Genomic DNA, 11,375 nt, shown 5'->3' on the forward strand with positions numbered 1-11,375 from the left:
ACCGATGAACCCCGACGACCCGCTGCTCGCCATCCTGGCCTGCCCGCTCGACAAGGGACCGCTGTCCCTGCTGCCCGAGGAGGAGGCGCTCTACAACCCCCGGCTGCGCCTGAGTTACCCCATCGTGGACGGCATCCCGCAACTGCTGCCCTCATCGGGGCGGAAGGTCGCCCCGGACGACCACGAGCGCCTGCTCACCCGGCTCAAGGCCTCGGCCACGTGACCACGTTCGCCGCGGCGGTGGCGTCCCGGCTGCCCGGCCGTCTCGTCGGCTCCGCCGCCGTCGCCCTGTATCCGCGCTTCGAGCCCGAGCTCCGGCGGCTCGCCGACTTCTGCCCGCCGGACGGCATCGCCCTCGACATCGGGGGCTGGTACGGCCCCTGGTCGCGGCGGCTGGCCGCCCGCTGCGCCGAGGTGGTCACCATCGAGCCCGTGCCGCATCTGGCCGAGCATCTGCGCCGGACGCTGCCGTCGAACGCCCGGGTGGTCCGGGGCGCGGCGACCGACCGGGAAGGCACGGCGCGGCTGTGGTTCCCGGCGGGCGACCAGGGCGACCGGGGGGTGTCGTCGCTGGCGCGCCGCGATATCCACGCGCACTGCCTGGAGGTGCCGTCGGTCACCGTCGACAGTCTGGGGCTGCGCGGGGTCGGCTTCGTGAAGATGGACGTCGACGGCGGCGAGCGGGCGGCGCTGCTCGGCGCGGCGGAGCTGCTGCGCAAGGACCGCCCGGCCCTGCTCATCGAGCTGGAGAGCCGGCTCGGCCCGATCGCACCGGCGGTCGACCTGCTGACCGGACAGGGCTACGCGGGCTGGCTCCTGGCCGGCCGGCGCTGGATTCCGCTGGACGGGTTCGACCTGGTGGCCCACCAGGCACGGACCGAGCACCTGGTGCACCAGGGTCTGCTGCGCCGGGCTCTCGTGCCGCACCGCGACCGGTACATCAACTCGGTGCTCTTCCTGCCGGACGGGCGGGCGCCGGGCACGGCCTGAGGGCACGGTCCCGGCGAACGTGCGGGCCGGACGGGACGGCTGGGGACCTCGCGCGCCATGCCCGGGGGCGTGTCGCGTCGTGCGGCGCCTTCTCGGCGCCCGCACGACACGCCCCCTTGGTGCGTACGTCAGCTGATGGCCCGGTAGCCGGTGAGGGTGTCGGGGCGGAGGGTGGCTCCGGTGGCGGGTCAGGGGCTGGCCACGTCGAAGGTGTACCGCAGCGGCGCGCTGTCCGGGTGGGGGTCGCGGCGGTAGACGTACAGCGCCGACACCTGTACGTCACCGCCGGGGGCGTCGGGAGCGTCGGGGCCGTCCGGCGGGCAGGGGCGGGTCACCTGCAATATGTGCGGCCGGTCGGCGACCCTCGTGCGCAGCCCGTCGGCCGGACCTCCGTGGAGCACCGCGGGCTCCCAGCGTGACGCGTCGTTCCTGTCCATGGCGACAGTTTAACTATTGCGCAATTCATGAATGCTTGTGAGGTCGTCGGGCGGGCCCGGACCCTTCTCTTCCGCCCGGAGGAGCTGCCTTGCCGCACCCCGGCGCCGGGTCCATGCTGGTGCCATGGGTGACCAGGCAGGCCCCGAACCGACGGTGTCCGTCCGGCAGGACCTCCGGTTGCTGGAGGCCGCTGGGGCGCACCCGGACGGTGCCTCCGTGCGGCAGCTGGCCCAGGCGGCCGGGCTGTCGGACGCCACCGCCCGGCGGCTGCTGCACGACCTCGCCCGGGACGGATATCTGCGCGAGCTGGACGACGGCGCGTTCGTCCTCCGCGAGGCGGGCCCCGGGTCGCATGCCGCCGTCGGCGGCGAAGCGCTGCAGGAGCACATCCGCCCGCTGCTGTCCTCGCTGCGCGACAGCCTGTCCGCCGCCGTCTATCTAACGCTGTACGACGAGGGCGAGATCCGGGTCCTGGAGATCGTCGACAGCCCGCGGGCCCCGCGGGTGGACCTCTGGGTGAGCTTCCAGGACGCCGGACACGCCACCGCGCTCGGCAAGAGCGTGCTCCGCGAGCTGGACGAGGAGGCACGCGCCAACTACCTCTCCCGGCACTCCCTGGCCGACCTCACCGCCCGCACCATCACGCGCCGGGAGGAGCTGCTGCGGCAGCTCGACTCCACCCCCGCGGGTCCGCTCACGCTGGACCGGGAGGAGTACGCGCGGGGTACGACGTGCGCGGCGGTGCCCGTGTACAGCGGTGACCAGGTCGGTTCGATCGGCATCTCGTTCCGGTCGGACCGGATGTACCGGACCACCGAGGTCAGGGCGCAGTTGCTGGAGTCGGCGCTGCGCGTCACACGGCGGCTGACCCTTCCGGAGTGCTGAACCCTCCGGGGTTCGGAGCGCGAACCTTCGGGGCCTCTCAGATGAGCAGCACCACGCTGCCGACAAGCCCGGACAGGGCTGCCGTGACGACGAGTTCCTCGGCGACGGGCCGCCAGGGCCAACGGCAGGCGGCGGGCACCGCCATGGCGAGCGCGGCGCGCAGGGCGAAGCCGCTGGAACGCCCCCCGGGGGGGCGTCTCAGCGGTTTCAGCGATCGTCGGTCATGGCCGGGGGCTGCTGGTCGGCTAGTCGGCCTTCCTGTCCAGGTTCGTCCTGTCCCGGTTCGGGGGAAGGCCCGCTTCCTCGCGGTCCTCCACCAGCCGCTCGTCGAGTTGCTTCGCGTCCGGGCGGCGGGGCATTCCGCGGCTGTGGCCGGTGTCGGGGTCGCCCTCGACCTCTTCGTTCGACTTGTGGTGGTGATGGGACATCGGTCACTCCTTGCTGTCGGGGGTGGCGGCCGCCGCGCCGACCTCGTCGGCAGCGGAGCTCTTCCCGGCGCCGTCGCCCGTGCGGATCGTGCAGTGCAGGGAGTCGTCGACCACGTCGGCGACGATCGTGTCCCCCGGGTCGGCCTCGCCGCCCAGGAGCAGGGAGGCGACGCGGTTGTCCAGTTCCGTCTGGATCGTGCGGCGCAGTGGGCGGGCGCCGAACTCCGGCTGGTAGCCGTGGGCGACCAGGAGTTTCTTCGCCGCCTCGGTGACCTCCAGCGTCATGCCCTGGGCGTGGACCCGGTGCTTGCTGCGGTCCAGCAGGTGTTCGACGATCTCGGACAGGTCGGCCTCGGTGAGGCTGTGGAAGACGATGATGTCGTCGATGCGGTTGAGGAACTCGGGCAGGAACCGTCCCCGCAGGTCCTCCATCAGCTCATCCTTGAGCTCGGCCGCGTCGCCCTGGTGGGCGAGGATGCGGTGGGCGCCGATGTTGGACGTCATGATGACGACGCAGTGGCGGAAGTCGACGGTGCGGCCCTGGCCGTCCGTGAGCCGGCCGTCGTCGAGGATCTGGAGCAGGGTGTTGAAGACGTCGGGGTGCGCCTTCTCGACCTCGTCGAAGAGCACGACGCTGTAGGGGTTGCGCCGCACCTTCTCGGTGAGCTGGCCCGCCTCGTCGTAGCCGACGTATCCGGGCGGCGCTCCGACCAGCCGGGCGACCGTGTGCTTCTCCTGGAACTCGCTCATGTCGAAGCGGATCATGCGGTCGTCGTCGCCGAACAGCAGCTCGGCCAGGGTCTTGGCCAGCTCGGTCTTGCCGACGCCGGTGGGCCCGAGGAAGAGGAACGAGCCGACGGGCCGGTTCGGGTCGCCCATGCCCGCGCGGTTGCGGCGTACGGCTTCGGAGACCGCGGTGACCGCCTCGTCCTGGCCGACGATCCTGGCGTGCATCTCCTCCTCCAGCTTGAGGAGCTTCTCCTTCTCGCTCGCGGTGAGCTGGGAGACCGGGATGCCGGTGCGGCGGGAGACGACGTCGGCGATGTCAGAGGCCGTGACCGAGACGACGCCCTCGCGGCGCTCCTCGATCCCGGCGAGTTCGGCCTCCACGTCGGTGATCTGCTTCTTCAGCCCGGAGGCCTTCTCGAACTCCTCGCCGGCGACGGCCTCCTCCTTCTCGCGCCGCAGCTTGGCGAGGCGGTCCTCCCGGCCGACGACCTCGGTGGAGCGGTTCGCGCTGCGCAGCCGTACGCGTGCCCCGGCCTGGTCCATCAGGTCGATGGCCTTGTCGGGGAGGAAGCGGTCGCTGATGTAGCGGTCGGACAGCTCGGCCGCCGCCGCCAGGGCCCCGTCGGCGAAGCGGACCTGGTGGTGGGCCTCGTAGGCGTCCCGCAGCCCTTCGAGGATCTGTACGGTCTCCTCGACGGTCGGCTCCGGGATGAGGACGGGCTGGAAGCGGCGCTCCAGGGCGGCGTCCTTCTCGATGTGCTTGCGGTACTCGTCGATCGTCGTCGCGCCGACCACGTGGAGTTCGCCGCGGGCGAGGGCGGGCTTGAGCATGTTGCCCGCGTCCATCGAGCCCTCGCCGGCCGCGCCCGCGCCGACGACGGTGTGGAGTTCGTCGATGAAGAGGATGATCTCGCCCTCGGCGTTCTGGACGTCCTCGATGACTTTCTTGAGGCGTTCCTCGAACTGTCCGCGGTACTGGGCCCCGGCCACCATGCCCGACAGGTCCAGCGAGACGACCCGTTTGTCCTTGAGGGTGTCGGGCACCTCGCCCGCGACGATGCTCTGGGCGAGGCCCTCCACGATGGCGGTCTTGCCGACGCCGGGCTCGCCGATGAGGACGGGGTTGTTCTTGGAGCGCCGCGAGAGGATCTCGATGGTCTGCTCGATCTCCTCGGCCCGCCCGACCACTGGGTCGAGCTTCCCGGCCTTCGCTTCCTCGGTCAGGTCCCGGCCGAACTCGTCCAGGGTCGTCGACGGCTGCTGCTTCCCCCCGCCGGAAGCCCCGCCCGCGCCCGCCGCCCGGTCCGTGGTGCCGCGCAGCGTCCCCACGTCCAGGTCGTCCGAGCCCAGGAAGCGGCCGGCCCCGGAGTCCGCGTCGTCGATGAGCGCGCCCAGGATGTGCTCGGGCCCGATGTAGGACACCCCCGCCGCCTGCGAACGGGCGTAGGCCGCGGTGAGGGTGCGTTTGGCCGCCGGGGTGAGACCGGGTTCGGCGGACGGCTCACCGGACTCCCGGGGCAGCACCTCCTCCAGCTGCCCCGCGAGGGCGTCGGGGTCGACCCCGGCCCGGGAGAGCAGCCCGCGCGCGGGGTCGACCTGGGTCGCCGCCCACAGGAGGTGCTCGGTGTCGAGGTCCGCCGTGCCGTCCTCGGCCGCTTTCCTCGTGGCCCGGCCCAGCAGCTCGTGGGAGGACTCCGTCAGCAGCCGCCCGATCGGAACGCGCTGCACGGCGGGGGGCGAGGAGGCGGGCGACATGCCGAAGAACCGGTTCAGCAGGTCACTGAACGGGTCGGACGGACCGAGGGGTGAACCGAACGCCATCGACATGTCAGCTCCAGGGAGGCGGGAGGGGCCCTCTCACTGAAACGCGATGTCCACCACCCCGCAAACGGGGGTGACGCCACGGACCGCCGCGTGGGCGGCACGCGAGAACACGACCCGGGGGGAGCGTCCCGGCAATCGCGGCATGTGCCGATGTGGGCCGGGGGCACGTGCCGGTGTGGGCCGGGGGGCGCACCCCCGGCCCACCGCACGCCGCTGGGCGAGCGGGGCTACCGCGCCATCTCGTACGCCCCCGACAGCGCCTCGACGCGCTCCCAGATCCGCGCCGAGCGGGCCGCGTCGACGACCGGACGGCGTACCGCGCCCAGCGCCCACTCCTGCTGGTCCCCGGTGGCGGAGTCCTTGCCGTGCAGTTCGACGGCGTGCGCGGAGAAATCACGTACGAGCACGGCGAACAGCTCGTCGAGCAGTTCCTCGTCCAGGCCGGTCAGCCGGGCCTGCTCCAGGATCAGCTGGCCGTGGACGACGAGGGCGAACAGCTGGCCGACGGCGAGGAGGAGGTCGAGGTCGCGGCTCTGCTCCTCGTCGGGGGCGGCCGTCCCGACGAACGTGCACAGGGCGTCCGCCTGCTCGCGGAAGCGGGCGACGTTCGGCACCTCGGCGTACGCGTCGAACGCGGTGCGCCAGTCGTGGAAGCGTACGGAGCCGAGGCCGCGCGCCGGGCCCTGCTGGAACAGGAACGCGTCGTCGGCGGCGTCGAGGCGGGTCGGGACGACCGGGTGGTCGACGGGGTTCAGCAGGTGGTTCCGCATGAACTTGAGGATCAGGGCGAGGTTCACGTGGACCGTGCCCTCCAGCTTCGGCAGGCCCCGGATCTCGATGGCGGCCTGGGCGAAGTAGTTGTCCTTCTCGAAGCCCTTGGCGGCGATGACGTCCCACATGAGGTCGATGACCTTCTCGCCCTCCGTGGTCACCTTCATCTTCGTCATCGGGTTGAAGAGGAGGTAGCGGCGGTCGTCGGGCCCGGCGGAGCGGAAGTAGTCGACGGCGCGGTCGCTGAACAGCTTCATCCCGACGAGCCGGACGTACGCGTCGGTCAGCTCGCGGCGCACGTGCGGGAACGCGGTGACGGGGCGGCCGTAGAGGATGCGGTTGCTCGCGTGGGTGACGGCCTCGTACATCGCGTGCTCGCAGATGCCGATGGAGGCGGTGCAGAGGTTGAACTTGCCGACGTTGACGGTGTTGAGCGCGGCGTCGAAGGCGGCCCGGCCGGTGTGCAGGATGTCGGCGGGGGCCACCGGGTAGTCGGCGAGGCGGAATTCGCTGACGTACTTCGAGGAGTCGACGACGTTCTTCACCAGGTGGTACGCCTCGTGGCGGCTGTCGGCCGCGAAGAAGACGTAGCCGTCGGGGCCCTCGATGTCGGTGCGTCGGCCGAAGACGGAGACGAGCCCTGCGGCGTTGCCGTTGCCGATGTAGTACTTGGAGCCGGAGGCCCGGAAGCCGCCGGCACCGTCGCTGTCCGGCGTCAGCAGCATGTCGGTGGAGTAGATGTCGGCGCCGTGCGTCTTCTCGGACAGGCCGAACGCGAACACCTCTCCCTGGGAGAGGAGTTCGGCCGCCCGGTCGCGGGCGGCGGCGTTGTCGCTCTGCCAGACCGGGCCGAGGCCGAGGATGGTCACCTGCCAGGCGTACCAGTAGTCCAGACCGTAGAACCCGAAGATCTCGTTGAGGGCGGCGATCCGGGCGGTGTCCCAGCGCCGGTCCTTGTCCCCCGCGGCGGAGGCGGCGGACGCGGGGGTGAGGAAGGTGGCGAACAGGCCCTCCTTCGCGGAGAAGGCGAGGAAGTCCCCCAGCCAGGCGCGGGAGCGGTAGTCCTCGATCAGCCGGCGCTTGCCCCGCTCCTCGAACCAGTCGATGGTGGCGCGCAGGAGCCTGCGGGTCTCCGGGTCGAAGTGCTGCGGGTCGTAGGTGCGCGGGTTGAACAGCAAGGACGAGGACTCAGCCATGGCGGTTGCCTTCCGGAAGGGTGAGGGTGAGGGAGGTGGTGTGGTTACGGAGGTGGCGGCCGGGGTGCCGTTCAGGCGCCCGGACCCGGCGCCGCGAGCCGGTGGAGCGTGGTGAGCACGTCGTCGAGCCAGGCGATCGTCATGCGCTCGAACGCGATGCCGCCGCGCAGCACGACGTGCTGGAGCTCCTGGCCGGCGTCCGGCGGCGCGGGGGCGTCGGGCCCGGTGAAGTCGCGCAGTTCCCCGGCGAGGTAGTGCGCGAGCCGGTCCCGGTGCACCTGGTGGTGCCGCTCGACCTCGCGGATCAGGGCGGCCGGGTCGTCGAAGGCGGCGCCCCGGATCTTCACGGCGAGGTCGTGCCGGAGGCTCTCGGGCTCGATCGGCTTGTGCAGCCACGCGGCGAGGGCGGAGCGGCCGGGCCCGGTGACGGAGTACTCCTTCTTGTCCGGCCGGCCCTGCTGCGGCACCTCGCGGACGAGGAGCAGTCCGTCGGTCACCATGCGCCCGAGCACGCGGTAGATCTGCTGGTGGGTGGCGGTCCAGAAGTACCCGATGGACCGTTCGAACCGCCGGGCCAGCTCGTAGCCGGAGCCGGGCCGCTCCAGCAGGGAGACGAGAATCGCGTGGTCGAGGGCCATACCGCGATCCTTCTATGCAACTCGTTGCATAGACAAGTCATGGAGCCCCGGTGAGACACGGCTCACCCGGGCCCCGGCGACCCCAACGACAAAAGGGGTGTTTCGACCAGGCTCGGCAGGGCACCCGGAGCGCTGGGCACCGCCGAGCAGGAAGGACAGGACCATGACGAGGAACGAACCGCCGCAGGACCCGAACCGGCTGCACCCGCGCCCCGACTTCCCCCAGCAGGAGCAGGAGCATCCCGGCTGGACCGGCCCCATGGATCCGCCGCCCGATCACGGCGAGGAGTCCTACCGGGGGTCGGGCCTGCTCGACGACCGGAAGGCCGTGATCACCGGAGGCGATTCCGGCATCGGCCGTGCGGTCGCGCTGACCTTCGCACGGGCGCTATCAAGTTGTCTGCGGGGCCGTGGGATGATCTTGGTGTTGGTCGTCGTGGGAGGGGCTGTTGGTGGGGGCGGAGTCGTCGGTGTCGTACAAGGGGTACCGGTTCCCGGCGGAGGTGATCGGTCACGCGGTGTGGCTGCATCACCGGTTTCCTCTCTTGTTCCGCGAGGTCGAGGAGCTCCTGTTCGAGCGCGGGATCACCGTGTCCTACGAGAGCATCCGGGCCTGGTGTGCCACGTTCGGGCCCGCCTACGCGGCCGCTCTGCGCCGCCGGCGGCCGAGGCCGGGTGACAAGTGGCATCTGGACGAGGTGTTCATCAAGGTTGACGGGCGGATGCGGTACCTGTGGCGGGCCGTCGACCAGGAGGGTCAGGTCCTCGACATCCTTGTCACGGACAAGCGGGACACCGCTGCGGCCAAGCGGTTCCTCCGCAAGCTCCTCAAGGGCGCCGAGACCGTGCCCCGTGTGATCGTCACGGACAAGCTGCGCTCCTACGGGGCCGCCCACCGGCAGGTGACGCCCTCGGTCGAGCACCGGAGTTCGAAGTACTTGAACAACCGGTGCGAGAACAGTCACCAACCGACCCGGCAGCGGGAGCGCGCCATGAAAGGCTTCCGCTCGATGGGAGCCGCGCAGAGGTTCCTGGCCGCCTTCTCCGGAATCTCGACCCTCTTCCGACCCCGCCGCCATTTGATGACAGCGAGTAACTACCGTACCGAGATGACCGAACGCTTCCGCGTCTGGAAGAACACCACCGGTGTGCCCGCCGCCGCCTGACGAGGTACCACCACCGGAACGACCACACCCTCAACACGCCCCAACTCGACGACCACACCCATAACTTGACGACGCCGTACCTGTCTGTCCGGCTGTGAGCACTGATGCGACGTCCGGCGGGAGGCGTGGGGCCCGCTGTGGAGACGACCGTGACCAAGAGCGGACACGACCACCTCAAACGCCAAGCCCGCGCGATCGGCCGGGCCACCGGCCGCCGCTTCCCCGATGTCCTTGCCGAACTGCGCGGCACGCCCCGCCCGGCGGCCACGTCGAAGGCCCTCGTCCTCGTGTGCTCTGGCTTCGCGCACCCGATCGATGGTGGGCGTTGCGCCCGGCCCGCCGGCCACCTCGGCCAGGACGGCGGCTGGGGCGGCTGCTCTGGGGACCCGCACTATCCGATCCGGATCTGGGAGGGGTACTTCGAGGTCCGGGCCGGCGCCCAGCACGCACAGCACGAGGCGTGGCTGGCCTCCCTCCCCCCTCAGCAGCGCGCCAAGTACGAAGCGGAGAACGAAGCCGACTACTGGGCGGACATGACCGCGGCAGCTCAGGAGCCGAACGACCCGCACGAGGACGAGTACCGGTTCGCGGAACCGGATGATGAGCCCACCGTCGAGGACGGCTACAGGCGGGAGGAGGAGTACGACGGCGACGATGGCGGCTGGGATGGAGACCGCTGGTGAACCCCTACTGGACGATCGTGCAGGAGCGTGCGGCCGAGTACTCTCTCGCCCACGCCCGGCCCGATGTCCCCCTGACCGCCGGCCTGCCCGCTCGGTGCCGTCGTGCGCGCACTGCTCCACCAGCGCGATCTGCACGCCCAGCCAGTCCAGGAGAACCCGCTGAGCCGGGGAGACAACGCGGGCGGCAGCAAGGGCGCCGGCGTGAGCGCGTTGCCTGAGGTGGACGGGGTCCTGGCCGCGGCCCTGGTCCGGTGCCTCCAGCCACTACGGGGACGGGTCCGGGCCGTCCTTGCCGAACTGCTCGCGCCAGCGGAGGACCTCGATGTTCTGCCACGTCGCGGCGGCCTCGATCTGGTTCGGGGCCAGCCCGGTCTCCGCGGCCAGGTCCTCCTCGCTGATCCGGCCCTCGTATTTCTGCAGAGCCCTGGCGATCTTTCCGGCCCAGAGTTCGGCATCGACGAACGGGCGGCGTTTGTATTGCTTGATGAGCTCGGCCAAGTGCTCCTTCACGCACCCGACGACCAAGCGCTTGCCGTCGAATCGAGCGTCGACCGCGTGGATCGACGATGAGTCCGGGACCAGGGCATACCACTCGGTGCTGCCCGATACCACGGCCCCACACAGGTCACACAGCTCGGGCAGGGCCTCGTCCTCGGCGTCATCGTCAGGCTTGCTGCTGTCCGTCACCCTTCCTGTCTATCGCTCCACGGCGGCCACGGCGGCCTGACGCTCCGAGTTTCAGCAGCCATCGCCCTCACACAGCAGGAGGTTCGGTGTGCTCTCGGCAGTCAGAACGAATAGTGATGGGTCAGAACACTGCCTCTTCCTCAGTGTTGCTCACTCATGATCAGGTCCGCGAGCACGAGCTGCCACCAGCCGAGGTGTAGCGCCTGGACGTGCCCGCGTCGCCGAGGAGACGCGGCAGCGCGCGCGGCTCCGCGTGGTTCAGAGGATGCGCCCCGCCGGCTGACGGGCGAGGGCCCAGATGCCGACGCGGACACGTAATCCCTGCCGCCGTCGCCGCCGCGCTCCTGTTCCGCCTCGCCTCCGCCGCCGGGCTGCGCCCGCACTGGTCCGTCGCCCTGCACCGATCGCGTCAGGGAGCACGGAGGCCGCGTCCAGGAACGACCGAACCAGGGCGTGAAGGGGCGTCGGGGGTGCCGATCTCCAGGAGCCGTCGATGAGGTCGGCGGCGATCTGGTTGCGCAGTTCGGTGAGCTCGGCGATGGGGTCTCGGAGTTGTGCGGTGGGGGCGGGGTTCTGCGCCCTCCGGCAAGAAGACCACGCGCCGAACCCCGACTCCGCACTACCAATGGAGCCCGTCATAGCCGGCAGGGGGGAACCCTCCTGCCACCAGTGCCGGAACTCCCGCAGCGTACGGCGGGTGACTCCGACAGCACCGCCACGCGGCCGAGACTGGGACGCATGCGCATCAACTCCCACACTCTGCTGGGGCGGGGGGCATGGTGCCGGCGGAGGGCTGGGACGGGAGCGGGCCGCGGTGATCGCGAGTTCGGTTTCCGTGCGGGTTATGAGCTTGCCTTTTAACCTCTGACCTCGAACGTCGTCTCGTACGGGCTCACTCGTTGGGAGATTCGCGAGGCACGCTGACGGCCTTCGCATGACC

11 protein-coding genes and 1 pseudogene are annotated in these 11,375 nt (G+C 70.9%); 6 read left to right on the plus strand and 6 right to left on the minus strand.

All coding sequences use genetic code 11. The features are described 5' to 3' along the window. Positions 1-4 precede the first annotated feature (4 nt). Positions 5-223, plus strand: coding sequence for a Trm112 family protein (locus ACGF2Y_RS28540; RefSeq protein ID WP_392953156.1), 219 nt, complete (start codon positions 5-7; stop codon positions 221-223). Continuing rightward, positions 220-990 (plus strand): FkbM family methyltransferase, encoded by a 771-nt coding sequence (locus ACGF2Y_RS28545; protein WP_392953159.1) that lies wholly within the window; start codon positions 220-222, stop codon positions 988-990. The genes ACGF2Y_RS28540 and ACGF2Y_RS28545 overlap by 4 nt, the downstream gene beginning before the upstream one ends. 188 nt (positions 991-1,178) lie before the next feature. Here the strand turns inward: ACGF2Y_RS28545 and ACGF2Y_RS28550 are convergent, their stop codons facing one another. After that, the gene (locus ACGF2Y_RS28550; protein WP_392953162.1) at positions 1,179-1,427 is read right to left on the minus strand and encodes a hypothetical protein; all 249 of its coding nucleotides are present in this window, start codon (positions 1,425-1,427) and stop codon (positions 1,179-1,181) included. A gap of 124 nt (positions 1,428-1,551) precedes the next feature. Here ACGF2Y_RS28550 and ACGF2Y_RS28555 point away from each other — a divergent pair, with 124 nt between their 5' ends. After that, a complete protein-coding gene (locus ACGF2Y_RS28555) occupies positions 1,552-2,313 on the plus strand; it encodes an IclR family transcriptional regulator (protein ID WP_392953165.1) in 762 nt (253 codons plus the stop codon). Between the two features lie 245 nt (positions 2,314-2,558). On the opposite strand, the gene ACGF2Y_RS28560 is transcribed toward ACGF2Y_RS28555, so the two are convergent. From ACGF2Y_RS28560 to ACGF2Y_RS28575, 4 genes are all read right to left on the minus strand, one after another. Further along, complete coding sequence (locus ACGF2Y_RS28560; RefSeq protein WP_392953168.1) at positions 2,559-2,741, minus strand: hypothetical protein; 183 nt, start codon at positions 2,739-2,741, stop codon at positions 2,559-2,561. Positions 2,742-2,744: 3 nt separating this feature from the next. Continuing rightward, positions 2,745-5,297 (minus strand): ATP-dependent Clp protease ATP-binding subunit, encoded by a 2,553-nt coding sequence (locus ACGF2Y_RS28565; protein ID WP_392953171.1) that lies wholly within the window; start codon positions 5,295-5,297, stop codon positions 2,745-2,747. A 224-nt stretch (positions 5,298-5,521) separates the two neighbouring features. Continuing rightward, complete coding sequence (locus tag ACGF2Y_RS28570) at positions 5,522-7,261, minus strand: acyl-CoA dehydrogenase family protein (RefSeq protein ID WP_392953174.1); 1,740 nt, start codon at positions 7,259-7,261, stop codon at positions 5,522-5,524. Between the two features lie 71 nt (positions 7,262-7,332). After that, a complete protein-coding gene (locus ACGF2Y_RS28575) occupies positions 7,333-7,899 on the minus strand; it encodes a PadR family transcriptional regulator (RefSeq protein ID WP_392953176.1) in 567 nt (188 codons plus the stop codon). 163 nt (positions 7,900-8,062) lie between these two features. On the opposite strand from ACGF2Y_RS28575, the pseudogene ACGF2Y_RS28580 reads away from it, so the two are divergent. From ACGF2Y_RS28580 to ACGF2Y_RS28590, 3 genes and pseudogenes are all read left to right on the plus strand, one after another. Next, positions 8,063-8,284, plus strand: a pseudogene (locus tag ACGF2Y_RS28580) (NAD(P)-dependent dehydrogenase); the annotation flags it as partial. A gap of 64 nt (positions 8,285-8,348) precedes the next feature. Next, positions 8,349-9,065, plus strand: a complete 717-nt coding sequence (locus ACGF2Y_RS28585) for an IS6 family transposase (protein WP_392953178.1) — start codon at positions 8,349-8,351, stop codon at positions 9,063-9,065. Between the two features lie 149 nt (positions 9,066-9,214). Continuing rightward, complete coding sequence (locus ACGF2Y_RS28590) at positions 9,215-9,748, plus strand: hypothetical protein (RefSeq protein WP_392953181.1); 534 nt, start codon at positions 9,215-9,217, stop codon at positions 9,746-9,748. 264 nt (positions 9,749-10,012) lie between these two features. Here ACGF2Y_RS28590 and ACGF2Y_RS28595 read toward each other — a convergent pair whose 3' ends face one another. Next, complete coding sequence (locus ACGF2Y_RS28595; RefSeq protein WP_392953184.1) at positions 10,013-10,435, minus strand: hypothetical protein; 423 nt, start codon at positions 10,433-10,435, stop codon at positions 10,013-10,015. Between the last annotated feature and the right edge of the window lie 940 nt (positions 10,436-11,375).

The sequence above is a fragment of the Streptomyces sp. NPDC048142 genome (assembly GCF_043202835.1).
In the GTDB taxonomy this organism is placed as follows: domain Bacteria; phylum Actinomycetota; class Actinomycetes; order Streptomycetales; family Streptomycetaceae; genus Streptomyces.